The sequence below is a fragment of the Duganella paludis genome (assembly GCF_054461335.1).
In genome coordinates, this window is the sequence record NZ_CM136922.1 from 3,561,864 (window position 1) to 3,586,616 (window position 24,753).

Annotated in this window: 20 protein-coding genes and 1 tRNA gene; 16 read left to right on the forward strand and 5 right to left on the reverse strand. The window is 64.6% G+C overall.

The annotated features are described in order from the left end of the window. Position 1: 1 nt before the first annotated feature. The 8 genes from ACXZ1M_RS15855 to ACXZ1M_RS15890 all read left to right on the forward strand — a co-directional run bounded on the left by ACXZ1M_RS15855 (position 2) and on the right by ACXZ1M_RS15890 (position 9,006). Positions 2-682, forward strand: coding sequence for a type IV pilus inner membrane component PilO (locus tag ACXZ1M_RS15855; RefSeq protein WP_459048633.1), 681 nt, complete (start codon positions 2-4; stop codon positions 680-682). Beyond that, positions 679-1,215, forward strand: coding sequence for a pilus assembly protein PilP (locus ACXZ1M_RS15860; protein ID WP_459048634.1), 537 nt, complete (start codon positions 679-681; stop codon positions 1,213-1,215). The genes ACXZ1M_RS15855 and ACXZ1M_RS15860 overlap by 4 nt, the downstream gene beginning before the upstream one ends. Then, positions 1,212-3,407: a type IV pilus secretin PilQ gene (gene pilQ / locus ACXZ1M_RS15865; RefSeq protein WP_459048635.1), complete on the forward strand. Its 2,196-nt coding sequence runs from the start codon at positions 1,212-1,214 to the stop codon at positions 3,405-3,407. Before ACXZ1M_RS15860 ends, pilQ begins: the two co-directional genes overlap by 4 nt. A 71-nt stretch (positions 3,408-3,478) precedes the next feature. Then, complete coding sequence (locus tag ACXZ1M_RS15870) at positions 3,479-5,656, forward strand: beta strand repeat-containing protein (protein WP_459048636.1); 2,178 nt, start codon at positions 3,479-3,481, stop codon at positions 5,654-5,656. Between the two features lie 12 nt (positions 5,657-5,668). After that, the gene (gene aroKB, locus ACXZ1M_RS15875; protein WP_459048637.1) at positions 5,669-7,315 is read left to right on the forward strand and encodes a bifunctional shikimate kinase/3-dehydroquinate synthase AroKB; all 1,647 of its coding nucleotides are present in this window, start codon (positions 5,669-5,671) and stop codon (positions 7,313-7,315) included. Between the two features lie 4 nt (positions 7,316-7,319). Continuing rightward, positions 7,320-8,456: a deoxyguanosinetriphosphate triphosphohydrolase gene (locus ACXZ1M_RS15880; RefSeq protein WP_459048638.1), complete on the forward strand. Its 1,137-nt coding sequence runs from the start codon at positions 7,320-7,322 to the stop codon at positions 8,454-8,456. 81 nt (positions 8,457-8,537) lie between these two features. Continuing rightward, positions 8,538-8,783, forward strand: coding sequence for a hypothetical protein (locus tag ACXZ1M_RS15885; protein ID WP_459048639.1), 246 nt, complete (start codon positions 8,538-8,540; stop codon positions 8,781-8,783). Between the two features lie 19 nt (positions 8,784-8,802). Next, on the forward strand, positions 8,803-9,006 hold the full coding sequence (locus ACXZ1M_RS15890) for a hypothetical protein (protein WP_459048640.1): 204 nt from the start codon (positions 8,803-8,805) through the stop codon (positions 9,004-9,006). Here ACXZ1M_RS15890 and mutY read toward each other — a convergent pair. The 3 genes from mutY to mutM are packed head-to-tail and all read right to left on the reverse strand — an operon-like array spanning position 9,003 to position 12,928. After that, on the reverse strand, positions 9,003-10,133 hold the full coding sequence (gene mutY, locus ACXZ1M_RS15895) for an A/G-specific adenine glycosylase (RefSeq protein ID WP_459048641.1): 1,131 nt from the start codon (positions 10,131-10,133) through the stop codon (positions 9,003-9,005). The two genes, ACXZ1M_RS15890 and mutY, sit on opposite strands and share 4 nt — an antisense overlap. Before the next feature lie 13 nt (positions 10,134-10,146). Next, complete coding sequence (locus tag ACXZ1M_RS15900; protein WP_459054025.1) at positions 10,147-12,075, reverse strand: dynamin family protein; 1,929 nt, start codon at positions 12,073-12,075, stop codon at positions 10,147-10,149. A 13-nt stretch (positions 12,076-12,088) separates the two neighbouring features. Next, positions 12,089-12,928: a bifunctional DNA-formamidopyrimidine glycosylase/DNA-(apurinic or apyrimidinic site) lyase gene (gene mutM, locus ACXZ1M_RS15905; RefSeq protein ID WP_459048642.1), complete on the reverse strand. Its 840-nt coding sequence runs from the start codon at positions 12,926-12,928 to the stop codon at positions 12,089-12,091. A 141-nt stretch (positions 12,929-13,069) separates the two neighbouring features. On the opposite strand from mutM, the gene ACXZ1M_RS15910 reads away from it, so the two are divergent. From ACXZ1M_RS15910 to ACXZ1M_RS15945, 8 genes are all read left to right on the forward strand, one after another. After that, positions 13,070-14,803: a tetratricopeptide repeat protein gene (locus tag ACXZ1M_RS15910; RefSeq protein ID WP_459054026.1), complete on the forward strand. Its 1,734-nt coding sequence runs from the start codon at positions 13,070-13,072 to the stop codon at positions 14,801-14,803. Continuing rightward, positions 14,804-15,418 carry an outer membrane lipoprotein LolB gene (locus ACXZ1M_RS15915; protein ID WP_459048643.1) on the forward strand — a complete coding sequence of 205 codons (615 nt, stop codon included), beginning with the start codon at positions 14,804-14,806 and terminating at the stop codon, positions 15,416-15,418. Between the two features lie 9 nt (positions 15,419-15,427). After that, positions 15,428-16,294, forward strand: a complete 867-nt coding sequence (gene ispE, locus ACXZ1M_RS15920; protein WP_459048644.1) for a 4-(cytidine 5'-diphospho)-2-C-methyl-D-erythritol kinase — start codon at positions 15,428-15,430, stop codon at positions 16,292-16,294. A gap of 77 nt (positions 16,295-16,371) precedes the next feature. Next, a tRNA-Gln gene (locus tag ACXZ1M_RS15925) sits at positions 16,372-16,448 on the forward strand. A 150-nt stretch (positions 16,449-16,598) separates the two neighbouring features. Beyond that, positions 16,599-17,549, forward strand: a complete 951-nt coding sequence (locus tag ACXZ1M_RS15930) for a ribose-phosphate pyrophosphokinase (protein ID WP_373990179.1) — start codon at positions 16,599-16,601, stop codon at positions 17,547-17,549. 135 nt (positions 17,550-17,684) lie between these two features. Further along, positions 17,685-18,290: a 50S ribosomal protein L25/general stress protein Ctc gene (locus ACXZ1M_RS15935; protein ID WP_459048645.1), complete on the forward strand. Its 606-nt coding sequence runs from the start codon at positions 17,685-17,687 to the stop codon at positions 18,288-18,290. An 82-nt stretch (positions 18,291-18,372) separates the two neighbouring features. Continuing rightward, positions 18,373-18,954 carry an aminoacyl-tRNA hydrolase gene (pth, locus tag ACXZ1M_RS15940; protein WP_459048646.1) on the forward strand — a complete coding sequence of 194 codons (582 nt, stop codon included), beginning with the start codon at positions 18,373-18,375 and terminating at the stop codon, positions 18,952-18,954. A 15-nt stretch (positions 18,955-18,969) separates the two neighbouring features. Beyond that, positions 18,970-20,241, forward strand: coding sequence for an amidohydrolase (locus tag ACXZ1M_RS15945; protein WP_459048647.1), 1,272 nt, complete (start codon positions 18,970-18,972; stop codon positions 20,239-20,241). Here the strand turns inward: ACXZ1M_RS15945 and ACXZ1M_RS15950 are convergent. Beyond that, positions 20,189-21,592, reverse strand: a complete 1,404-nt coding sequence (locus tag ACXZ1M_RS15950; protein ID WP_459048648.1) for a DUF3999 family protein — start codon at positions 21,590-21,592, stop codon at positions 20,189-20,191. The two genes, ACXZ1M_RS15945 and ACXZ1M_RS15950, sit on opposite strands and share 53 nt — an antisense overlap. Beyond that, positions 21,589-24,714, reverse strand: a complete 3,126-nt coding sequence (locus ACXZ1M_RS15955) for a DUF2339 domain-containing protein (RefSeq protein ID WP_459048649.1) — start codon at positions 24,712-24,714, stop codon at positions 21,589-21,591. The genes ACXZ1M_RS15950 and ACXZ1M_RS15955 overlap by 4 nt, the downstream gene beginning before the upstream one ends. Positions 24,715-24,753 lie beyond the last annotated feature (39 nt).

The following is a 24,753-nucleotide window of genomic DNA, read 5'->3' on the forward strand; positions in this document are numbered from 1 at the left end:
GATGGCCAAGGCTAATTCCAATCTCAATCTCAAGCTGCTGTTCGCGCAGTTCGCCGACCAGTTCCGCGACCTCGGTGGCCGCCATCCTGGCCAATGGCCGCTGGCGCCGCGCATGCTGTGCGCGCTGGGCGTGACGGCGGCGGTGTGCGCGGCCGGCTATTTCGCTTACTGGAGCTCGCAGTTCGAGGAACAGGACGCCGGCGCCCAGGTCGAGCTCAAGCTGCGCGACGAATACAAGTTCAAGACCGCGCAGGCGATCAACCTGGATGCGCTGCGCGCGCAAAAGGCGCAGGTCGACCAGTATGTGGACCGCTTGCAGAAGCAACTGCCGAGCAAGGCCGAGATGGCCGCGCTGCTGACCGACATCAACCAGGCCGGCGCCGGGCGCGGCCTGCAGTTCGAACTGTTCAAGCCGCAGCAGGTGGTGGTCAAGGATTATTACGCCGAGCTGCCGATCGACATCAAGATCAGCGGCAGCTACCACGACATCGGCGCCTTCACCGGCGACATCGCCAACCTGCCGCGCATCGTCACGCTCAACAACCTGCAGCTGAGCACCAGCAAGGACGGCGGGCTGACCCTGGAGGCGGTGGCCAAGACCTTCCGCTACCTCGATCCGGACGAAGTGGCGGCGCAGCGCAAGGCCGCCGCCGACAAGAAGAAGGCGGCGAAAAAATCATGAAGACGCTGACCGCTTTGTTGTTGCTGCTGTTGCTGGCCGGTTGCGGCGACAGCGACGTGCAGGAAGTGCGCACCTGGATGAAGGAGGTCGACGCCCAGACCAAGGTGCAGGTGCCGCCGCTGGCTGCGCCCAAGACCTTCATTCCCTTCGCCTACGCGCACAAGGATGAGCAGGACCCGTTCAATCCCAACAAGCTGCTGGCCGAACTGGCCAAGCTGGCCGCCGCCGGCGGCGTCAGCGGCCTGCGTCCCGACACCGAGCGCCGCAAGGAATTGCTGGAGACCTATCCGCTCGATACCATCCAGATGGTCGGCACCATCGAGAAAAAAGGCGTGATCTACGCCGTGCTGCAAGTCGACCGCGCCGTGCATCAGGTGGTGGTGGGCCAGCACCTGGGCCAGAACTTCGGCCGCATCACCCGCATCGACGACACCACCGTCAGCCTCAAGGAAATCGTCCAGGACGCCACCGGCGACTGGGTCGAGCGCCTGTCCAAGTTGGAACTGCAGGAAAGCAAGGAGACCACCAAATGAACGCTCAACACACGGCCCGGCACGCCCTGGCCGCCGCCACTTGGGCGCTGGCCTTGCAATTCGCCTGCGTGACCCCGGCCCAGGCCCAGGCTGGCGAAACGCCGGCCGCCGCTTCGGCGTCGGCGGTCAACGCCATCGAATCGATCAGCGCCAACCAGCAGGGCGCCAACCTGATCGTCAAGATCGGCCTGAAGAACGCGCCCGACAAGCTGCCGATCAATTTCGCCATCACCAACCCGCCACGCATCGCCCTCGATTTCGGCGCCACCGTCAACGCCACCGGCAAGACCGTGCTGGAGCTGAACCAGGGCGAACTGCGCGGCGTGAACGTGGTGCAGGCCGGCGAACGTTCGCGCCTGGTGTTCAACCTCAAGCGCACGCTCAACTATGCCACCGCCATCGACGGCAAGTCCGTGATTCTGACCATCGACGGTTCCGGCGGCCTAGCCACGGCGGTCGACGCCAGCGGCCTGCCGGTCGCCAAGACGCCCGCGCCAGCGGCGTCGGCCGCGCGCCAGATGTTGCGCGACCTCGATTTCCGGCGCGGCGCCAACGGCGAAGGCCGGGTGGTGGTGGACTTGCCCAACAACCAGGTGGCGGTCGACGTGCGGCAGACGCCGACCGGCGTGATGGTCGATTTCCTCAAGACCGGGGTGCCGGAAAACCTGCGCCGCCGGCTCGACGTCGGCGACTTCGGCACGCCGGTGGCGCTGGTCACCACCGTGCCCCAGGGCGAGAACACGCGCCTGGTGATCGAGGCGCGCGGCCTGTGGGAACAGACCGTGTACCAGAGCGATACCCAGCTGGTGATCGACGTCAAGCCGATCAAGGAAGATCCGAACAAGCTGACCCAGGGCTCGCAAGGCTATCGCGGCGAGAAGCTGTCCTTCAATTTCCAGAACGTGGAAGTGCGCGCGGCGCTGCAAGCCATCGCCGATATCTCGGGCCTGAACATCATCACCAGCGACAGCGTCAGCGGCAACCTGACCCTGCGCCTGAAGGAAGTGCCGTGGGACCAGGCGCTGGACGTGATCCTGCAAGCCAAGGGCCTGGACATGCGCAAGAACGGCTCGGTGATCTGGATCGCGCCGAAAGAGGAATTGCTGACCAAGGAAAAGCTGGAACTGGAGCAGCGCGCGCAGATCGCCGACCTGGAACCGCTGAAGTCGGAAATCTTCCAGCTCAACTACCAGAAGGCGGAAGCCTTCAAGACCGTGTTCGGGCTGGAGGGGAGCGACACCAAGAACCGCATCCTGTCCAAGCGCGGCAGCGCCATCATCGAGCCGCGCACCAACCAGCTGTTCGTCACCGACGTCGCCTCCAAGCTGGAGGATGTGCGCCGCTTGATCTCCAAGACCGACGTCGCCACCAAGCAGGTGCTGATCGAGGCCCGCATCGTCGAGGCCAGCGACACCTTCACCCGCAACCTCGGCGCCAAGCTCGGCTTCACCGACCTGCGCACCATCCGCGGCGGCGACGCCGGCTACCAGCTCGGCAACGGCAACACCCGGCTCGGCATCGCCGGCAACATGACCGGCATCGGCGAGGTGACCGGCCAGGTCAAGCTGACCGACTCCACCTACAACAACACCCAGTTCGTCAACCTGCCGGCCTCCAGCATCAACGGCGCCCAGGCCGGCAACCTGGCGATCAGCCTGTTCTCGTCTGCCGCCAACCGCTTCCTCAACCTGGAACTGTCGGCGCTGGAGGAAGACGGCACCGGCAAGATCATCTCCAGCCCGCGCGTGATCACCGCCGACAAGTCGATGGCGCTGATCGAGCAGGGCATCGAACTGCCGTACCAGGTGGCCACCAGCAGCGGCGCCACTTCGATCATGTTCCGCAAGGCCAACCTGCGGCTGGAAGTGACGCCGCAGATTACGCCGGACGGCAACGTCGTCATCGACGTCGACGTCAACAAGGACAGCGTGGGGCAGGAGACCCGCTCCGGTTTTGCCATCGACACCAAGCACGTCAAGACGCAGGTGATGGTCGACAACGGCGGCACGGTGGTCCTGGGCGGCATCTACCAGCAGACCGAGCGCAGCACCACCGACAAGGTGCCGCTGCTGGGCGACGTGCCCATCCTCGGCTACCTGTTCCGCAGCAACACCCGCACCAACGACAAGACCGAGCTGCTGGTCTTCATCACGCCGAAGATCGTGGCCGAGCGTTTGTCGACGGCGCGCTGATGCAACGGATTTTGATTCGACAGATTTTGATTCGGCAGACTTTGATACACCTAGACTGGGATGGACGTTTCATGAAAAAATTCTCTGCATGGCTGACGGTGCTGGCCTGTGCCGGCTTGTTCTCCGCGTGCGGCGGCGGCGGCGGCTCGCCCGGCAGCAACGGTTCCGGCATCACGCCGTCCAAGGTGGCCAGCGTGACGCTGACTTCCAGCGCGACCACCATCGCCTCGTCCGGCCTGGACGGCACCGAGGTGACGCTGACGGCCATCGTCAAGGACGCCGGCGGCAATGCGCTGCCCAATGAGACTGTCAATTTCACCACCAGCTCGGGCGCCATCAGCAGCGCCAACCGCATCAGCGACACCGCCGGCCGGGTGGTGGAAAAGCTCAGCGTCAAGGGCGACAGCACGCCGCGCACCATCACCGTGACCGCCAACGTCGGCGCGGCCACCTCGGCGGCGATCAAGATCGACGTGGTGACCGCCGTACCGGTGCTGTCGCTGACCACCGACTCCGGCACCTTGGGCTCGGCCGGCAGCGCCGGCAGTGAAGTCACCGTCACCGCGCTGGTGCGCGACGCCAACAACACCGTCATGCCGGGCGTGGTGGTGGACCTGAAGTCCGATTCCGGCAGCCTCACGCTGACCAACCGCACCACCAACGCGCAGGGCATCGTGTCGGAGAAACTGGGCACCGGCGGCGACCCGACTTCGCGCACCATCAAGATCACGGCCACCGTGCCGGGCGCGGCGTCGGTGACCACCGTCATCAACGTCAGCGGCAACCGCCTCACCATCAACGCGGCGCCGACCATCAACGCCGGCGCCAGCGCCGACGTCACCCTCAAGCTGGTGGACTCGGCCGGCAACGCGCTGGTCGGCAAGCCGGTCACCTTCAGTTCCAACGCCAACTCGCTGACTGTCAAGGGCGGCGGCGCGGCGGTGACCAACGCCGGCGGCCAGCTGACGCTGACCTACGCCGCCAGCGGCGGCTCGGCCGACGTGATCACCGTTCGTTCGATGGGCGAGATCGCCTCGGTCGGGATCTCCATCAATTCCTCGACCTTCGCCATGCGCGTGCTCGACAGCATCGGCAACCCGGAGGCCACGGCGCCCATCGGCGGTTGCCAGCAGGTGTCGGTGGTGAACGCGCCGGGTACCAGCGTCATCATCAGCAGCTCGCGCGGCACCATCTACGGCAACGCCAACTGCACCACGGTGCTGGGCGCGGCGCTGCCGCTGTCGGGCGGCGCCGCCTCGGCCTATATCGACGCCACCAGCCCCGGCGTGGCCACCCTGACCGCGAACGCCGGCGGCCAGACCACCCAGACCGATCTGGAATTCGTAGTGCCGGTGACGGCCCTGACCACCATTTCGGTGCAGGCCGATCCGGCCGTGGTGGGCGTCAACACGCCGGGCAGCAACAGCCAGCAAACCACGTTGCGCGCCATCGTGCGCGACGGCACGGCGCAGAACAACCTGGTCAAGAACGCCACCGTGGCCTTTTCCATCATCAGCGATCCGAGCGGCGGCTCCCTGACCCAGCCGGCGGTGGTCGCCACCGGTTCCGACGGCGTGGCGACCACCAGCTTCATCGCCGGCACCGCCGCCACCGCCACCGATGGCGTGCAGATCCAGGCCAAGCTGATCGGCGGCTCCGGTCCGTCGGCCATCGCCAGGCTGACGGTGGGGGCGAAGTCGCTGTTCATCAGCGCCGGCACCGGCAACACCGTTGGCGTGCCGAGCAGCGCGACCTACCAGATGGACTACGCGGTGATCGTCACCGATGCCGCCGGCAACGCCGTGCCCGGCATCAAGCTGACCGCCTCGGTGCTACCGGTGCAGTATTTCAAGGGCAACCTGGAGTACAAGCTGCCGGCCGGCCCATGGGCGCCGGCCGTGCGCGTGGGCTGCAATAACGAGGACGTCAACAACAACGGCATCCTCGATCTGGGCGAGGATTACAACCTCAACAAAGCGCTCGATCCCGGCATCCCGGTCACCGTCACGCCGAATGTGACCACCGATGTCAGCGGCCGCGCCATGGTCTCGCTGGTCTACCCGAAAGACCGGGTTTACTGGCTCGATGTGAACCTGACGATACGCGGTCAGGCCAGCGGCACGGAGTCCAGCTACACCGCTCTGGTACACTTGACGGGATTAAGCACCGATTACGCTACCCAGACCATCAGCCCGCCGGGCGTGCTGAGTCCATACGGGGTCGTGCCGGAGTGCAGTAACACCTTCTAATGTGGATGTTGAATGCAGCAAAACGTGTATTTAGTCGGCCTGATGGGGGCAGGAAAAACCACCATCGGCCGCATCCTGGCGCGCAAGCTGGGGCTGAAGTTTGTTGATTCCGACCATGAGATCGAGGCGCGCACCGGCGCCTCGATCCCGTGGATCTTTGAAATCGAGGGCGAGGCCAGCTTCCGCCGGCGCGAGGCCGACGTCATCCGCGAGCTGACCGGCCAGTCCGGGCTGGTGCTGGCCACCGGCGGCGGCGCCATCCTCAATCCCGACAACCGCGCCTATCTCAAGGCGCGCGGCACCGTGATCTACCTGCGCGCCACCGTCAACAGCATCCTGCAGCGCACCGCGCACGACAAGAACCGGCCCCTGCTGCAAACCGCCGATCCGCGCAAAAAGCTCGACGAGCTGATGGCCGTGCGTGATCCGCTGTACATGGAAATTGCCGATTTGATCATCGATACCGGCCGTCCTAACGTACAATCGATGGTTCAGACCATTTTGACCCAGCTGGACGCCCTCGCTTGCGAAGCCTCGCCCAACTGCGTCACTCACGCCGAACCATCGATGAACGACCAATCCAACATCCTCCTGAACGTAGACTTGGGCGAGCGCAGCTACCCGATTTCCATCGGCCCGTCGTTGCTCGACGACGGCGCACTGCTGGCGCGCCATGTGCATGGCGCCAAGGTCGCCATCATCAGCAACACCACCGTGGCACCGCTGTATCTCGAACGCATCGAGGCCGGCCTGCGTGATGCCGGCAAGCAAGTAACCACCGTGATCCTGCCGGACGGCGAAGAGTTCAAGAACTGGACCAGCCTGATGCAGATCTTCGACACCCTGCTGGAAACCAAGGCCGACCGCAAGACCACGCTGGTCGCCCTGGGCGGCGGCGTGATCGGCGACCTGACCGGCTATGCGGCGGCCAGCTATATGCGCGGCATCGACTTCATCCAAGTGCCGACCACGCTGCTGTCGCAGGTCGATTCCTCGGTGGGCGGCAAGACCGGCATCAACCATCCGCTGGGCAAGAACATGATCGGCGCCTTCTACCAGCCGCGCGCGGTGATCGCCGATACCTCGACCCTGGAAACCCTGGCGGCGCGCGAGCTGTCGGCCGGCCTGGCCGAGGTGATCAAGTACGGCGCCGTGATCGACCTGGCGTTCTTCGAATGGATCGAAGCCAATATCGAGAAGCTGATGGCGCGCGACAAGGGCGCCCTGGCCTACGCCATCGCCCGTTCGTGCGAAATCAAGGCCGACGTGGTGCGCCAGGATGAGCGCGAGGGCGGCCTGCGCGCCATCCTCAACTTCGGCCACACCTTCGGCCACGCCATCGAGGCGGGCATGGGCTACGGCGCCTGGCTGCACGGCGAAGCCGTCGGCTGCGGCATGGTGATGGCGGCCGACCTGTCGCACCGCATGGGCCTGATCGATGCAGCCACGGTGGAGCGCGTGCGCACGCTGATCGCCGCCGCCGGCCTGCCGGTCAAGGCGCCTGACCTGGGCGTGGACCGCTGGCTGGAAGCGATGGAAGTGGACAAGAAGAACGAGGGCGGCGCCATCAAGTTCATCCTGATGAATCCGCTCGGTTCGCCGAAGATCACCAACGCGCCGCAGGAATTGCTGCTGGCGACGCTGGCGGCCTGCGTTTAAGCCCATGCTGCCGGAAGAGTTCCTCGCCCCCTACGCCGCCCATTCGGAGGGCGGTGCGGGACGACTCTATCCTGAAACCGCGCACGCCTCGCGCAGCCAGTTCCAGCGCGACCGCGACCGCATCATCCACTCCTCGGCCTTCCGCCGGCTGGAGTACAAAACCCAGGTGTTCCTCAACCATGAAGGCGATTTGTTCCGCACCCGGCTGACGCACAGCCTGGAGGTGGCGCAGATTGGCCGCTCGCTGGCGCGCAACCTGCGCCTGAACGAGGATCTGGTGGAAGCCATTTCGCTGGCGCACGACCTCGGTCACACGCCGTTCGGCCACGTGGGGCAGGACGTGCTCAACGAATGCATGAAGGACCACGGCGGCTTCGAGCACAATCTGCAAAGCCTGCGCGTGGTCGACGAGCTGGAAGAGCATTACGGCGCCTACGACGGCCTGAACCTGATGTTCGAGACGCGCGAGGGCATCCTCAAGCACTGCTCGCTGAACAATGCGCGGGTGCTGGGGCCGGTGGCGCAGCGCTTCATCGACCGCACCCAGCCGTCGCTGGAGGCGCAGCTGACCAATCTCGCGGACGAGATCGCCTACAACAGCCATGACATCGACGACGGCCTGCGTTCCGGCCTGATCACCATCGAGCAGCTGGAGCAGGTGGATTTCTTCGCGCGCCTGTGGCGCGACGTGCAGCAGACTTTCCCCGGCCTGTCGGGCCGCCGGGCGATTTATGAAACCTTGCGCCGGCTGATCACGGCGCTGGCGGACGACCTGATCGTCACCTCCAGCGCGCGCATCGCCGACGCCGCGCCCAAGCATATCGACGACGTGCGCGCGGCGGCGCCGCTGATCCGCTTTTCGGATGGCATGCGCAAGGATGCCACCGAGCTCAAGCGTTTCCTGTATGCGAATCTGTACCGGCATTACAAGGTCAACCGCATGCGGGTGAAGGCCAGCCGCATCGTGCGCGAATTGTTCGACGCCTTCATGACCGATCCGGTGTTGCTGCCGCCCGATTACCAGGACAATTCAGGCGACCTCAACAAGCAGGCCCGCAAGATCGCCGACTACATCGCCGGCATGACCGACCGTTACGCCATCCGCGAACACCGCCGCCTGTTCTCGCTCGACGAGCTTTGACCGGGCGCAAGCAGCGCAAGCGTCCAGCTTGACGGCGCCGCTTGCGCGGCCGATGATGAAAGCACTTCATCGGAGGCCGCCATGGAGAGCGAGGTCATGGACTTCATCAAGCAGTTCAGGGAAGAAATGCGGAACACCTACGCCACCAAGGTTGAGCTGCTGGCGTTCCGCGAGGATGTCGCCGTGCAATTCGGCAAAGTGCATGTGGAGATCGCCAGCACGCATACCCTGATCGCCAAGCTTGAAGCGCGTATCATCAAGTGGTTCGTCGCCACGGCAATCGCCATCGCCGGCGTGGTGTTCGCGATGGCGCGCTACCTGCCTTGAGACATGTAGAGAGGCGATCATGGACCAGCAAATCGGTACGGAATTTTCAAAAGTCCACGCCAAGATTGACCTCGTGCATGCAGAACTCTCCAGCCAGATGGACACTGGATTTGCCCGAATCGAAGCGAAAGTCGAGCGTTCAAACACCATGCTGCTGAAGTGGATGTTCGGCTCGCAGATCAGCGTTGCGGCAATATTTATCGCTGCGATCAAATACCTTTAGAACATGCGCTGCTGCGCGGCGCTGCGGTCGCCCACCAGTTCCAGTAGCAGTTTTTTCACCGGCGCCGGCAGCGCGGCGTCGGCGATGTCGGCGGCATCCAGCCAGACGTGGCCGGACTCGGCAGCCAACGCCAGCCGCCGCGCCAGCGTCACCCGGTGCGGCGCAATGTGCAGCTTGTAGTGCGTGAACACATGCGTCACAGTCGACAGGCGCTCGTAAGACTCCATCTCGCCAAATTTCCCCACCGCGCGCATTAGCGCATCGTGATCGGCCGGCTCCACGTCATCGTCCTCGGCCGCCACATGGCCATCCAGCTCCGGCAGCGACAACAGCCCGCCCCAGATGCCGCTCGGCGGACGCTGCTCCAGCAGCACCTGACCGCCGTCCACAATCACCAGCATCACCGCGTGCTTCTCGGGCGTGGCTTTCTTCGGCTTGCGCACCGGCAGATCCTTGGTGCGGCTGGTGGCGAAGGCCACGCAGCGCGGCTGCATCGGGCAGCGCTCGCATGACGGACTGCTGCGCGTGCACAGCGTCGCGCCCATGTCCATCAAGCCTTGCGTGTACGACTCGATGCCAACTTCCGGCAACAACGCCTCCGCGCGCCGCCACATGGCTTCCTCGGTCTTCCGCTCGCCGGGATAGGTATCGATGCCGAACACCCGCGCGAACACGCGCTTGACGTTGCCGTCCATGATGGCGGCACGCCGGCCGCTGGAAAACGCCGCGATCGCCGCCGCCGTCGAACGGCCGATGCCCGGCAATTCCGCCAGCAGCACGGGATCGGAAGGGAACACGCCATCGTACTCGGCCACCACGCGCTGCGCGCACTTGTGCAGGTTGCGCGCCCGCGTGTAGTAACCGAGGCCGCTCCACTGCGCCATCACATCCTCCACCGGCGCGGCGGCGAGGTCGCGCAGGGTAGGGAAGCGTTCGAGGAAACGCGCGTAGTAGCCGAGCACGGCGGAGACCTGGGTCTGCTGCAGCATGATTTCCGACAGCCAGATCAGGTAGGCGTCGCGGGTGTTCTGCCACGGCAGCACATGGCGGCCATGGACTTTTTGCCAGCCGATCAGGTCGGCCGAGAAACTGGGATCGGCAAAATTCTCTACTGCTACAACTTTCATTCTGTTCCTAAATTCAGGCAGCGGCGTCCAGCGCCACAAATTCCGCGTTGATGGCGATGCTGATGGCACCGGCCAATTCATTCAGACGCGCCTTCTGCGCTTCCAGTTCTTGCTGGCTGCGCTCGAACGCGTCGATCTTCTGTTCCAGGCTGTCGGTCGCATCGTGGATGCGCTGGATCGATCCCAGCCGGTGTTTCAACTGATCCTTGTGCTGGCGGATCTGAGCTTCCAGCGGCGCCATGATCACCTTCAGCCACGCCTCCGCATCGTTGTTGGCCGACTTGAAGCACCCGCGCACGCGCGAGGCGATGGTGTCGAAGAACTTCTCCATCAAGGTCACGCGGCTGGTGGTCAGCAGCGTCGCCGTGCCGAAGGTCTTGGCGTAGATGGCCTCGATGCTGGCCAGCTCGTCGCGGTAGGCCGCCAGAGAAAACGGCAGCGGCAGGGCCAGCGTCAGGCCGTGCTCGCTGGAGAAGCGGCGGTACATCACGCCCATCATCTCGGTGATCTCGATGGTCTTGCCTTCGGCCGCATCGAGGTTGGCGCGGGTACGCTCGAAATAGCCGCGCACTGCCTCGCGCACGCCGGTGAAGAAGCGGCTGCGCTGCATCTGCTCGCGCACCAGGTCGATATCGTCGCGCACGATATCCATGCCCATGCAGGTGTACAGCTCGGTCGACAGGCGCGTGAACACGGCGCGCGTGGCCTGCAACTTGAACAGGCTGGCGTCGAACTCCTTTTTCTCCACGTCGATGCGGCGCATCATGTGCGCCACCACGCTCTGGTTCTTGCCGCGCAAGCTTTTCAGCTCGTGCAGTTGCTCGACGATGCCGCGTATGCGCGCATTCAGCATGCCCAGCTGCGCCGTGCTCAGCGCCTGCAATTCATCGCTGAGCTGCTTGCGCACGATTTCCTTCTTGGCCGGAATCAGCTCGTTGAACAGCGCGCCTTCCAGTGCGTGCAGGCGGCTACGCGCCTGCAGTGCCACGTCCTGGTTGATCTTGCCCACCAGCGCCTTCTGCGCCGACACCGGAAACACCTGGCTCGGCTCCAGGGCCAGCACATGGGCCACGCTGGCCTGCTGGCGCTCGATCTCGGCGTTGATGTCGTCCTCGCTGCGCAGCTCGTCCCACATGCTGTCGATCTTGTTCAGCACCACCAGCCGGCCGGCGCTGGCGCCGATGTGGTTGCGCCAGACTTCGATGTCGCTCTTGGTCACGCCGGTGTCGGCGGCCAGGATGAACAGAACCGCATGCGCGTTCGGAATCAGGTTCAGCGTCAGTTCCGGCTCGGTGCCGATGGCGTTCAGGCCCGGCGTGTCGAGAATCACCAGCCCCTGCTTGAGCAGCGGATGCGGGAAGTTGATGATGGCGTGGCGCCAGAACGAAATCTCCACCTGGCCGTGCTCGTCCAGCGTGACCGGCATGTCCGGATCGTCCTCGTCGTACAGGCCGTAGCGCTTGGCTTCCTCGACCGGCACGTAGCGCGTCTTGCTGACCTGCTTGAAGGCTTCGTGCATTTCGGCGCCGGCCTCCAGGTTCAGCGGCAGCACGGTCCAGGCGGCCGGCTGTTCGCGGTAGTCGCTGGTGGACAGGTTCTCGGCCCGCGTTTCGATCGGCAGCAGGCGGATCGATGGCGCGTAACCCGGGTCCCACAGCAGCTCGGTCGGGCACATGGTGGTGCGGCCGGCGGCGGAGGGCAGGATGCGCTGGCCGTAGTCGGCAAAGAAAATCGCGTTGATCAGTTCCGATTTGCCGCGCGAGAATTCGGCCACGAAGGCCACCGACAGCTTGTCGTCCTCCAGCCGCGCCAGGTTGCGCACGATGCGCTGCTCGGTGGCGGCGTCGGTCAGGGACGCGCCGGCCACCCACGCCTGGTAGTTACGCAGCGCGGTGACCACGCCTTGCCGCCAGGCGCTGTATTGTTCGAAATCCCTGACCATCATCTGCCTGCCCTTATTTTTGGCAATTCACACAATAGAACGTGGAGCGCTGCCCCTGCTTGATCTGCCGTACCGGGGCCGCGCACACGCGGCAAGGCACGCCGGTTCGATCATAGACGAAATAGGTCTGCTGGAAATACCCGGATTGCCCGTTGACGCTAATAAAGTCGCGCAACGTGCTGCCGCCCTGGACAATGGCTTCGGCCAGGATCTCGCGCACGGCCTGCGCCAGTTTCTCATAGCGGGCCAGGCTGATGCGCTTGGCCGGGGTCTTCGGGTTGATGCCTGCGCGAAACAGGCTTTCCGACGCATAGATATTGCCCACGCCGACCACGATATCGCCCGCCAGCAGCACCTGCTTGACCGGCGCGCTGCGCTGCCGGGTTTGATCGTACAGCAATTTGCCGCTGAAGCCCGGTTCCAGCGGCTCCACGCCCAGGCCGCGCAGCAGCACGTGATGCTCCAGTTCGCCGTCGGCGGCGTCATGCCACAGCACGGCGCCGAAGCGGCGCGGGTCTTTCATGCGCAGCACCTGCGGGCCTTGGCCGTCCGCGCCCTCGACTTCGAGATCGAAATGGTCGTGTTTTTCCGGATCAATGCCCGGCGCCAGCACGCGTAGATGGCCGGACATGCCGAGGTGGATGATCAGCGTGCCGTGCTCGAAATGTATCAGCAAGTATTTGCCGCGACGGCCGGTGCGCAGCACCAGCCGGCCGGCCAGCAGTTCGGGCAGGGCGGGCGGGAAAGGCCAGCGCAGGCCCTCGCGCCGCAGCACCACCGCGCGCACGATGCGGCCCTCGATATGGGGCGCTACACCGCGCCGGGTGACTTCAACTTCTGGTAATTCTGGCATCGATGTGGCTCTAACGGAATATTTGGTTACACTAGTCAAACTCCGCGCGTGTTACGAACGGCGTAAAATCTGACTGACTTTGCTGACCTGCCAGGATTTCTCTTGAAAAACGCTTTCGCCATTGTAACTCTCTCCGCCTTGATGTCCGCGTGCGCCGTGGCGCCGCAAAAGCCGGCCGAGTCCGTCGCCACGCCGCCGGCTGAGGCCGAGGCCGCCCCTGTGGCCGAGGCGCCGGCGCCGGTCCCGGAGGTGTTGCCCAATACCGAGCTGACCGGCGACCTGCTGTTCCGCCTCACCAAGGCTGAACTGGAGTTCAAACAGGGCCAGTGGCAGGGGCCCTACATCACCATGATGGCGCTGGCGCAGCAAACCCGCGATCCGCGCCTGGCGCGGCGCGCCGTCGAAATGGCGCTCACCGCCAGGCAGAACGGCGAGGCGCTGTCGGCCATCCGCCTGTGGCGCAGCCTGGCGCCGGACTCGGACGAGGCGACCCAGTACTTCCTCGGCTTCGCCGTGGTGGCCGATAGCCTCGACGAAGCCGAAGTCGTTTTCGAGCAGCGCCTGAAGGAGGCGCCGCCGGCCGCCCGGCCGCTGGCCATGTTCCAGATGCAGCAATTCCTGCTGCGCGCCAAGGACAAGGCCGCCGCCTTCAAGCTGGAGGAGCGCGTGCTGATGCCCTATGAGGGCACGCTGGAGGCGCACCTGATCCTGGCGCAAGGCGCGTTCGGCCTCAACGACCTGGCCCGTGCCCGCGAGGAGGCCGCCAAGGCCATGGCCATCAAGCCTGATTCCGAGCTGGCCATCCTGACCACGGCGCAGGTGTCCGGCGATATCGAGGCGGCCATGAAGATGCTGACCGGCTTCCTGGGAAAATACCCGAACGCACGCGAGGTGCGCGCCGCCTACGCCCGCATCCTGGTCGACAACAAGCAGTTCGACGACGCCCGCAAACAATTCCTGATCCTGCTGAAAGACCAGCCGGACAATATCGCCACCCTGTACGCGCTGGGCGTGATGGGCATGCAGAACAACGACCTGCCGGAAGCGGAGAAGTATTTCACCCGCTTTGTGGGCGCGCTGGAGGACCATCCGAACGACGAGCGCGATCCGGCCAAGGCGCTGATGATCCTGTCGCAAATCGCCGAGCAGCGCGGCGACGTGGACCAGGCCTACAACTGGCTGGAAAAGATCGAAGGCGGCGATGAAAAAATCTACCTGGCGGCGCGCATGAAAATGGCGGTGCTGCTGGCCCGCAAAGGCAATGTCGACCAGGCCCGCCAGCAATTGGCCGAGCTCAAGCCGACCGATCCGGCCGACCAGGCGCAGGTGTTCCAGACCGATGCGCAACTGCTGCGCGACGCCGGCGATCACCGCGCCGCCTATGTGGTGCTGGAAAACGCCATCAAGCGCTATCCGGACAATCCCGACCTGCTGTACGACTTCGCGCTGGTGGCGGAAAAGCTCGGCCAGCTGGAGCTGATGGAAAAATCCCTGCGCCAGGTGATGATCGCCGCGCCGGACAACCAGCACGCCTACAACGCGCTGGGCTACTCGCTGGCCGAACGCAACGAGCGCCTGCCGGAAGCCCACGCGCTGATCGACAAGGCCATGCAGATGGCGCCGGGCGATCCCTTCATCATGGACAGCATGGGCTGGGTGCAGTTCCGCATGGGTAACCTGAACGAGGCCGAATCCTTCCTGCGCCGCGCCTACGCGCTGCGCAACGATCCCGAGATCGCCGTGCACCTGGGCGAGGTGCTGCACGCCAAGGGCGACCTGGAAGGCGCGCAAAAGATGTGGAAGGAAGCCCAGGCCAAGGATCCGAAAAACGACGCGCTGAAAAGCACGCTGGCGCGTCTCAAGCAAAGTTTATAAATGACCCGATATACGCTCGCACGCCCCTTCCTGATCGCCGTTGCCGCCGCTGTACTTGCCGGTTGCGCCACCATGTCCGCCGCGCCGCGTTCGTCCGCCGCCGTGGCGCCGTACCGCGACAGCGTGGACCTGGCCGGCCGCATCGCCATCAACTACAGCCGCGACGGCAAGAAGGAATCGCTGAACGGCAAGTTCACCTGGCAGCAGACCAAGGCCAACACCGACGTCAGCCTGATCTCGCCGACCGGCCAGACGGTGGCAGTGATCAACGTCACGCCGACCTCGGCCACGCTGAAGGAAAGCGGCAAGGCGCCGCGCACCGCACCCGACCTCGACACGCTGACCCAGCAGGCGCTGGGCTGGACGCTGCCGGTGTCCGGCCTGCGCGACTGGCTGCAAGGCTACGCCATCGACAGCGAGGGCAAACGCTTCGTCGCCACGCCGGCCAACGACAACGTCATCACGCGCGACGGCTGGAAGCTGGAGTACATGAGCTGGCAAGATGACACCGCCGCCGTGCCGCAGCCCAAGCGCATCGACGTCACCCGCATCGCGCTGGGCCAGGCCGTGGACGACATGGCGATCCGCATCGTCATCGATCCTGCCGCGCAGTAAAATGCCGGCATGAACGAACTTCTCGACTGTCCGGCTCCGGCCAAGCTCAATTTATTCCTGCACGTGAACGGCCGCCGTGCCGACGGCTATCACCTGCTGCAGACCGTGTTCCAGCTGATCGACCACGGCGACAAGCTGCACTTCACGCTGCGCGACGACCAGGCGCTGCGCCGCGTGACCGACTTGCCCGGCGTGCCGGAAGAGAGCGACCTGATTATTCGCGCGGCCAAGCTACTGCAGGCTGAAGTGTTGCGCCGCACCGGTGCGCTACCGCGCGGCGTCGATATCGCCATCGACAAGCTGCTGCCCATGGGCGGCGGCGTCGGCGGCGGCTCGTCCGATGCGGCCACCGCGTTGATGGCGCTGAACAAGCTGTGGAACGCCGGACTAAGCAAGCAGGAACTGATGGACCTGGGCCTGCCGCTGGGCGCCGACATCCCGTTCTTCATCTTCGGCGAGACCGCGTTTGCCGAAGGGGTAGGGGAGGCGCTGCAGCCGGTGAACGCGCCGGAATGTTGGTATGTCGTCATCGAACCGGGCGTGATGGTGCCCACCGCTGCAATTTTTGGTTCAGAACATTTGACAAGGGACACGCCGGCCGTTAATATAGCGGACTTTTCCAGCCACTCTAAAATATCAGGGTTTGGAAAGAACGACTTGCAACAGGTAGCAACGAAGTTATTCCCGCCGGTAGCAGAAGCGGTAGAATGGCTCAGTGCTTACGGTGATGCCAGGATGACTGGCTCCGGTGCATGTGTGTTCAGTGCGGTAGCAACCGAGGCGGACGCCGACGCGGTACTTGCAAAAGTGCCTGCCAAGTGGACAGCCTGGAGGGCAAAAGCGCTGAAACAGCATCCGATCATCGCGAAGTTGTGAAGCGGCAAAAAAGAATTTGCGAAGCGTGAAAAAGGCTAGTACAATACTGGCCTGTAACGACAAGCAGTCAGTTGCGTAGGGGAATCGCCAAGCTGGTTAAGGCACTGGATTTTGATTCCAGCATACCAAGGTTCGAATCCTTGTTCCCCTGCCATTCGTTTGTATCTGGATCCGTCGAGGCGCTAGTCTCCGGCCAGGTAAAGCAAAAAGTGAGGCGCACGATGCGCCTCATTCTACTTAGTTCAGTGCCACGCGGTTTCCGCTGGCGTCTTTCAAAAACTTCTACGACATCTCTGGGACTCCCATGGCTTACGAAAACCTGATGGTTTTTACCGGCAACGCTAATCCTGCGTTGGCAGAAGGAGTCGCAAAAAATCTCGGCATCCCTCTCGGCAAGGCAAACGTTTCGAAATTCTCGGACGGCGAGGTAATGGTCGAGATTAACGAAAACGTCCGCGGTAAAGACGTGTTCGTCCTGCAATCGACCTGCGCTCCGACCAACGACAACCTGATGGAACTGATCCTGATGGTTGACGCCCTGAAACGCGCATCGGCCGGCCGCATCACCGCCGCCATCCCTTACTTTGGTTACGCCCGTCAAGACCGCCGCCCACGTTCGGCGCGCGTTGCGATCTCGGCCAAAGTCGTCGCGAACATGCTGGAAGAAGCCGGTGTCGAGCGCGTCCTGATCATGGATCTGCACGCAGACCAGATCCAGGGCTTCTTCGATATCCCGGTCGACAATATTTACGCTTCGCCGATTCTGCTGGGCGACCTGCAGAAAAAGCACAACGAAGACCTGCTGGTGGTGTCCCCGGACGTCGGCGGTGTGGTGCGTGCGCGCGCCCTGGCGAAACGCCTGGGCTGCGACCTGGCCATCATCGACAAGCGTCGTCCGAAGGCCAACGTGTCCGAAGTGATGAACATCATCGGTGAAGTTGAAGGCCGTAACTGCGTGATCATGGATGACATGGTCGACACCGCAGGTACCCTGGTCAAGGCGGCGGAAGTGCTGAAAGAGCGCGGCGCCAAGAAAGTGGTGGCGTATTGCACCCACGCTGTGCTGTCCGGTCCGGCGATCGACCGCATCAACAACTCGTCGCTGGATGAGCTGGTGGTGACCGATACGATTCCGCTGTCGGACGCCGCCAAGGGCTGCGCCAAGATCCGTCAACTGACCTGCGCACCGCTGCTGGCAGAGACCTTCAAACGCATCATCAAGGGCGATTCCGTGATCTCCCTGTTTATCGACTAAGCCTCGATAGACAAGCAAAGTTTTTGAGCGGCGCGCCCGGTTTTCAACCGGGCGCGCCGTTTTTCCCGAAGCGCGCCTGGTCGCGGGGCGCTTCATAACACGGGGCGCAAGCCCTGTTATATATTGGAGTATCACATGAAAGTAGTTGCATTCAAACGCGAATTGCAAGGTTCCGGAGCGAGCCGCCGCCTGCGCAATTCGGGCCAAACCCCTGGCATCATCTACGGCGGTACCGAGCCAGCAGTGAACATCGCCCTGGACCACAACGCCCTGTACCACGCGCTGAAAAAAGAAGCGTTCCACTCGTCGATCCTGGACCTGGAAATCGACGGCAAAGCACAGAAAGTGCTGCTGCGCGACTTCCAGATGCACGCGTTCAAGCAACTGGTTCTGCACGCTGACTTCCAGCGCGTTGATGCCAACAAGAAGATCCACATGAAAGTGGCTCTGCACTTCGCCAATGCTGAAGTTTCGCCAGCTGTTAAGCTGCACGGCGCAACCATCAGCCACGTTGCCAACGAAATCGAAATCGAATGCCTGCCAGCAGACCTGCCAGAATTCATCACCGTCGACCTGACCAACGTTGACGTTGGCCACTCGGTTCACGTTGCTGACCTGACCCTGCCAAAAGGCGTGACCGCTGTCACCCACGGCAACAACCTGACCATCGCTACCGCATCGGTACCAGCTGGCCACGTTGCTGCTGAAGCTGCTGCAACCGCAGAAGAAGCCAAGAAGTAATTCTTGCCTACTTAGAAGAAACCCGCCGCTGGCGGGTTTTTTTTCGTCATAATCAACACATCAATCATATCGTCGCCTCCTCATGCCTATCCGTCTCATCGTTGGCCTCGGCAATCCCGGCCCTGAATACGAACAAACCCGCCACAACGCCGGCTTCTGGCTGGTGGACAACCTCGCCAACGACGTCGGCGCGCGCCTGCAGCGCGAATCCAAGTACAACGCCATGTTCGCCAAGGCCTCCATCGCCGGCCAGGAAGTGTATCTGCTGGAACCGCTGACCTATATGAACCGCTCCGGCCAGTCGGTCGGCGCGCTGTGTCGCTTCTTCAAGATCAACGCCGACGAAGTACTGGTCGTGCACGACGAGCTGGACCTGATGCCCGGCACCGTGCGCCTGAAAAAAGGCGGCTCCTCGGGCGGCCACAACGGCCTGAAAGACATCACCGCCGCGCTCGGCACGCAAGATTACTGGCGGCTGCGCCTGGGCATCGGTCATCCGCGCACCTTGAACCTGGCGCAGCAGGTGGCCGACTTCGTGCTGCACCGTCCGCGCCGCGAAGACCAGGAACTGATCGAACGCTGCATTGAAAAATCCCTGCTACACCTGCCGCAGATCGTCAAAGGCGAATTCCCCGCCGCCACCACCAAGTTGCACACCGACTGAAAGGAAAGTCCACCGATGAAATTCTTACCGATCGTCGCACTACTGGCCGCCGTCACCACCGGCGCGCAGGCGCAGGACGCCGGCGCCGTCATCAACGGCATCTATCCGCAACTGGAAGTGATATACAAGGATCTGCACGCGAACCCTGAAATCGCCTTCGAGGAAGTGCGCACGGCCGCAAAGCTGGCGGCGGAAATGCGCAAGATCGGTTTTGAAGTCACGGAAAAAGTCGGCAAGACCGGCGTGGTGGCCATCTACAAAAACGGCCCAGGCCCGCTGGTGCTGGTGCGCACCGAACTGGACGGTCTGCCGATGGATGAAAAATCCGGCCTGCCATACGCCAGCAAGAACGGCGCCTCCCACAGCTGCGGCCACGACGTCCACATGACGGCCTGGCTGGGCGCGGCGCGCGCGCTGGTGACCCTGAAATCGCAGTGGAAAGGCACGCTGATGTTCATCGGCCAGCCGGCCGAGGAAACCGTGTCCGGCGCCAAGGCCATGCTGGCCGACGGCCTGTTCAAGCGTTTCGGCAAGCCGGACTACGCTTTCGCGCTGCATTCGTGGCCGCTGGCCTACGGCACCATCGGCTACAACAGCGGCGCGGTGTCGTCGAATTCGGACGCCATCGAAATCACCTTCAAGGGACGCGGCGGCCACGGCTCCGCGCCGGACAAGGCGCTCGACCCGATCACCATCGCCGCGCGCTTCGTGGTGGACGTGCAGACCGTGATCAGCCGCGAAAAAGATCCGAAGGAATTCGGAGTGGTTACCATCGGCGCCATCAACGGCGGCACGGTCGGCAACATCATTCCGGACTCGGTGAAAGTGCGCGGCACCATCCGCACCTACAGCCCGGCCGTGCGCGAAAAAATCCTGGCCGGCGTGCGCCGCATCGCCAACGCCTCCGCCGCCATGGCCGACGCGCCGGCGCCGGACGTCGAGCTGATTCCGGGCGGTGTCGCCATCGACAACAACGACGCGCTGGTGACCCGCACCGAGGGCGTGCTCAAACAAACCTTCGGCGATGCCAACGTCTTGCGCATGCCGGCCATGACCGCCAGCGAAGACTTCTCGCAATACGTGATGCAGGGCGTGCCGGGCATGTTCTTCTTCACCGGCGTGTACGACCCGAAAGTGTTGGCGGCGGCGGAGAAGGGCGGCAAGCCGATCGCCTTCAACCACTCGCCGTACTACGCGCCGGTGCCGGAGCCGTCGATCAAAACCGCCGCCCAGGCTATGACGCTGGCGGTGATGAACGTGATGAGCGCACCAGCCGCCAAACCATAAAGCCCAGCACCGCCACGCCCAGCAGCAGCACGCCCCACAAGGCGATCAGCCGTTGCTGCGCCGAGGCGCTCGCTTCCTGATCGGCGGCGCTGTCGCGGCCGGCGCTGCCTTCCTGCGCGCGCACCGGTCCGACGCTGGCGTATTCCAGTTTTTGCAGCTCGGCTTCCGTAAAGCCCGGCGCCACCTGCTCGATGCTGCTGGCCGCCGGCGCCGCGCGCGGGCGTCCCACCGCCAGCTGATAAGGTCCGTTGCCATTGCCCAGCCAGACCAGCGTGCCGGGCTGCCAGTTCAGGCGCAGCTGCGGCTTGACGGCGGCCGGTTTCGTGGTCCGCAGCACCCATTGCGCCGCATGCACGGGCGACACGTCGAGGTCGCCGGAACTGCGCACCTGCTCGCCTTGCGTGATGCGGTAGAAGGTGGTGTTGAGCAGCGGATCGAAACGCCAGCCGGCCTGCCCGACATGGCGTGGCGGGACGTCGCGGTAGACGCCCAGCTGGCCTGCCAGCACCACATTGGCCTCGCCGAATTGCAGCCCGACCTTGTTCGGGGCGATGCCGACCGGTACGTTGTACATCAGGTCTTCCGGCTGGCGGCCTGCCACCGGCGCCAGCAGCAGTTGATCACCGGCCGGCGTGGTGTCGGTGCGGATCGGCTGTTCGGCCGTGATGGCGGCGAACTGCAGCGGCGTGCCGTTGCGCCAGCTCAGGCGGGCGTAGCGGAAGTCGCGCGGCGCGAAGTCGAGCCGGTCGTTGACCAGTGTCTGCGCGTCGCGGTTGACCAGCCAGTTCAGCTCGGCCGCGCCGATGGTCTCCCAGCGCTTCATATCGCTGCTGACTTCAAGCCATACCTGCGCGCTGTATTCGCGCTGGTCCGGCGGCAGGGTGAAGCGCAGGGCGCCGATCTGCGTGGCTTCCTTGCCCAGGTCCATTACCAGTCCGGACAGGCGCGGCGGATGCGCAGCGTCCTCGCCAAGGTCGGGCTTGACCTTGACCGACAGCAGGCGGCCGTCGGCGGTGGCGTCGACGTCCAGATTCAGTTGCGAGGCCGGGCCGCCCTTGCTCATCAAGGGGAATATTTTCAGCGCCAGGTCGCGGTGACTGAGCTGCGATTCCACCGGCGGCGAGCGCAGTGCAAACGGCAACGCCGCGCCACTGGCGTCAAACACGCGCAAGTCGTTCAGCATGGGCGAGCGCGCGTGCAGATAGACTTCCTTGGGCAGGCGCACTTGCAGCACGCCTTGCTGCGCGCCGGCCGTCAGCGGCAGTACGTGGGTGTAATCCTGCGGCGCATCGCTGGGCGCGGCGGCGGCCCATGCGGACACGGTCCACGCGGCGATCAGTACTTTCTTCATGCATTCTCCTTCTGCGCCGGGAACGGCGCGATATAGCCTATGCCCACCATCAACGCGCCGACGCCGAGGAAGGATACGATGCGCTCGACCCCGCCCACGTTCGACAAATCGACCAGGAACAGTTTGGCTACAACCAACGCCAGCAAGGCCGCGCCGCCTATCCACACCGGACGTAGCGCGCGCCGCGCGGCGTAACGCATCAGCAGCAGCGCGCTCACGCTCCATACCAGCGACAGCATGGCCTGCACAAACTGCGAGGCGAACAGGTCGTCAAAGCTATACGGTATCGCCATGTAGTTGGAGACGGCGCGCAGCAAGGCCAGGTTGAACCAGGCGTACGCCGTGAGCGCGCCGGCCAGTAGCAGGCGCGGCGCTTGCGCGGCGACGGTCGCGCCTTGCAGGCGGTAGCAGCTCCACGCCAGCAGCATGGCAAAGCAGGTCGTCAGGTCGAGCGGATTGACCAGCGGAACGTAAGGCAGCGGCGCCATGGCGCCATTCTGCGTCAGGTTCCACACCGCCACCAGCAGCAGCGCCCAGCCGCAGGCGAGCGGGATCAGGCGGCGTTGATACCACTCGGCCAGCGGCGACACCGGCCAGCCGCCGGCGCGGCTGCGCTGCATCAGCCAGCCGATGGCCGCCATCATCAGCCAGGCCGGGATAAAGCGCACCCAGCTGGCGCTGGTATCCCAGTTTTCGAGGCTGCCGTCGCCGTGCAGCCAGCGCGCGATCCAGTGCGCCGCCATCGGCCAGATCATCAGCCACAGGCCGCCGGTGCGGACGATGTGCAGCAGCCGCAGCGGCACCGCGCCGAGCGGCCAGCCGTAGGCTTGCCAGGTGCGCATCAACCATTCGCCCGCCAGCCATAGCGCCGCGTACGCCAGCCAGGCCGCCGCGCGCGGCAGCTGGTTGTCGAGATAGGAAGCGGCCAGCAGCATCAGCGTGGCGGCCGTCAGCGCAAACCACACCGGCGTCGCCAGCGTGCGCAGCGAGGTCCATTGCAGCCGGCGCGCCAGCCATGCCACCAGCAGCGCGCTGGCGGCGACCAGCATGCCGTAGCAGGACATGCTCAGCACGGCGTCGGCATGCCATTCGACGCCGGACAACAGCTGGTAGCGCACGCCCAGCCATCCCGCCACGTCCGGCATGACGACGACATACCACCACAGGCCGGCCCACAGCGTCATCAGGCGCGACAGGCCATAGCTGTTGTTGCCCGGCGCGTCGCCGCCGTTGCGCATCAGCGCCCAGCCGCTGAACAGGGCGCCGGCGCAGATCAGGAAGGCGCCCAGCACCGGCTTGTCGAACAGCAACGGCGATACCTCGTTCCAGTTCCATTGTTGCAGTGCCAGCACGGCCAGCATGACGCCCGCCACGCCTTGCGCGGCCAGTGCCAACATGCCGGCCAGGCGCCACGCCATTTTGCGGGCGATGTAGTACAGCGCCATGGCGGCCGCCAGCGCGCTGATGGTCAGCAGGTTGGCTTGCGCGGCGCCGTCCGTGCGCAGGAAAATTTCGGTCCAGGCGCCGGCGATCAGCCACACGCTGGCGAACGCCAGGAACAGCGAGGCCAGCACGGCAAATTTCTTGCCCTGCTCGCCTTCTGCCCGGAAGCGCGTCGCCATCAGGAAGGCGGTAATGGCGAGCAGGATAAAGCCCAGCCACAGGTTCGATTCGACGGCGGTTTGCGGCGACAGCCCGCTGACGGTGCCCAGGAACGACAGCCACGCGCCGGCCTGCACCAGCAGCCCGAATATCCATGCCATCTTCTGTTTTTGCCGCAGCCCGATCCAGACGATGCCGGCGCCTTCCAGCGCCCATGCGGCCGAGGTCCAGCGGCCGTCGAGCGCGAACGGAATGGCCAGCGTGCCGAACACCACGCCCAGCGCGAGGAAGGCGTCGGACAGCAGTGCCAGCGTCGGCTTGCGGCGCAAGGCGGTCGCCAGGCCGATGTAGAACAGGCCCAGCGCCAACGCGGAAAACGCCACGCCGAAGGGCGTGTCGTGCACCAGGCTGAACTGGAGGCCGAAGCCCAGCATCGGCGTGCCGAACACCAGCGTGCCATCGACATAGGTTTTCAGTTTGACGGCTTGCTGGCGCGCGTAGGCCAGCGGTATCGAGACGTAGAACACGAAGAACAGCAGCAGGAACAGTTGCACCGACAGGTAGTTTTCCGGCGCATAGCGCAGCACGCCCCAGGAGGTGCCGATGACGAAGGTGAAGGCGAAGCCGAGCAGGTTCAGCAAGCGCCACGAGCGCTGCAGCGCGAGCGCCAGCACGCCGGCGTTGAGCACCGCGTAATAGGTGAACAGGCCGATGTGGCTGCCGCCGCCGCTGGAGGCGAGGATCGGCGTGGCGAAGCCGCCGACGATGCCGAAGATGGCCAGCCACATGGCGTCCTGCAATACCGCCAGCACGCAGGTGAAGACGGTCAGCACCAGCAGCAGGGCGAACGCCATGCCGCCGGGGATCAGGTGGTAGAGACGGAAGGCGCCAAAGGTGACCAGCATCAGCACGGCCAGCGCCGCTCCTTGCACCGGCAGGCTGATGCTGGGCCGGCTCAGGCGGATGCGCCAGGCCCAGGCCAGCAGGGCGATATCGGCCAGCACGATGCCGGCCAGGCGGAATTCGATCGGCACGCTGACGCGCGCGGCGGTGTACTTGAGCAGGAAGCTGACGCCGATGAACAGGATCAGGAGGCCCAGCTTGGCAACCAGGTTGCCGCCGAACAGCCAGGCCTTGGCGGCCAGCAGCCAGCGCGGCGGCTGGGATGCAGGCGCAGGCCGGCGCGGAGGAGGCGCTTCGAGGGCTGGCGCGGCCGACACGGCCGGCGTGACCTGCGCCACCGGAGCGATAGGCGCCGGCATCGGCACTGCGGGCATGGCTGAAATAATGGGCGCCGTCATTGGCGGCTTCGGCCGCTCGGGCTGCATCGGCGGGGCGTCCGCTGCCGGCGCCTTGGCCGGCGCATCCTGCCAAACGCGCTGCCTGGCCCAGTCTTCGCGCAGCGCGGCCAGCTCGCGTTTCAGTTCATCCGCAATCTTCCTCGACTGGCGCGCATCGCTGCGCGCACGCCAGGCGACGCTCAGCGTAAACAGGCCCAGCACAAACAAAAGGAATTCCATGGAACGGCTCCCTTGTGGCAATCCTGCAAGCTATCATAT

Bases quoted from the DNA above. Each gene is read 5' to 3' on its own strand.
- ACXZ1M_RS15900 (WP_459054025.1), bottom strand. From the start codon at position 12,075: ATGGTCAGGGATTTCGAACAATACAGCGCCTGGCGGCAAGGCGTGGTC.
- ACXZ1M_RS15870 (WP_459048636.1), top strand. From the start codon at position 3,479: ATGAAAAAATTCTCTGCATGGCTGACGGTGCTGGCCTGTGCCGGCTTG.
- mutM (WP_459048642.1), bottom strand. From the start codon at position 12,928: ATGCCAGAATTACCAGAAGTTGAAGTCACCCGGCGCGGTGTAGCGCCC.
- aroKB (WP_459048637.1), top strand. From the start codon at position 5,669: ATGCAGCAAAACGTGTATTTAGTCGGCCTGATGGGGGCAGGAAAAACC.
- ispE (WP_459048644.1), top strand. From the start codon at position 15,428: ATGAACGAACTTCTCGACTGTCCGGCTCCGGCCAAGCTCAATTTATTC.
- ACXZ1M_RS15945 (WP_459048647.1), top strand. From the start codon at position 18,970: ATGAAATTCTTACCGATCGTCGCACTACTGGCCGCCGTCACCACCGGC.
- ACXZ1M_RS15880 (WP_459048638.1), top strand. From the start codon at position 7,320: ATGCTGCCGGAAGAGTTCCTCGCCCCCTACGCCGCCCATTCGGAGGGC.
- ACXZ1M_RS15885 (WP_459048639.1), top strand. From the start codon at position 8,538: ATGGAGAGCGAGGTCATGGACTTCATCAAGCAGTTCAGGGAAGAAATG.
- ACXZ1M_RS15930 (WP_373990179.1), top strand. From the start codon at position 16,599: ATGGCTTACGAAAACCTGATGGTTTTTACCGGCAACGCTAATCCTGCG.
- ACXZ1M_RS15860 (WP_459048634.1), top strand. From the start codon at position 679: ATGAAGACGCTGACCGCTTTGTTGTTGCTGCTGTTGCTGGCCGGTTGC.
- ACXZ1M_RS15950 (WP_459048648.1), bottom strand. From the start codon at position 21,592: ATGAAGAAAGTACTGATCGCCGCGTGGACCGTGTCCGCATGGGCCGCC.
- pth (WP_459048646.1), top strand. From the start codon at position 18,373: ATGCCTATCCGTCTCATCGTTGGCCTCGGCAATCCCGGCCCTGAATAC.
- ACXZ1M_RS15910 (WP_459054026.1), top strand. From the start codon at position 13,070: ATGTCCGCGTGCGCCGTGGCGCCGCAAAAGCCGGCCGAGTCCGTCGCC.
- ACXZ1M_RS15855 (WP_459048633.1), top strand. From the start codon at position 2: ATGGCCAAGGCTAATTCCAATCTCAATCTCAAGCTGCTGTTCGCGCAG.
- ACXZ1M_RS15890 (WP_459048640.1), top strand. From the start codon at position 8,803: ATGGACCAGCAAATCGGTACGGAATTTTCAAAAGTCCACGCCAAGATT.
- pilQ (WP_459048635.1), top strand. From the start codon at position 1,212: ATGAACGCTCAACACACGGCCCGGCACGCCCTGGCCGCCGCCACTTGG.
- ACXZ1M_RS15955 (WP_459048649.1), bottom strand. From the start codon at position 24,714: ATGGAATTCCTTTTGTTTGTGCTGGGCCTGTTTACGCTGAGCGTCGCC.
- ACXZ1M_RS15935 (WP_459048645.1), top strand. From the start codon at position 17,685: ATGAAAGTAGTTGCATTCAAACGCGAATTGCAAGGTTCCGGAGCGAGC.
- mutY (WP_459048641.1), bottom strand. From the start codon at position 10,133: ATGAAAGTTGTAGCAGTAGAGAATTTTGCCGATCCCAGTTTCTCGGCC.
- ACXZ1M_RS15915 (WP_459048643.1), top strand. From the start codon at position 14,804: ATGACCCGATATACGCTCGCACGCCCCTTCCTGATCGCCGTTGCCGCC.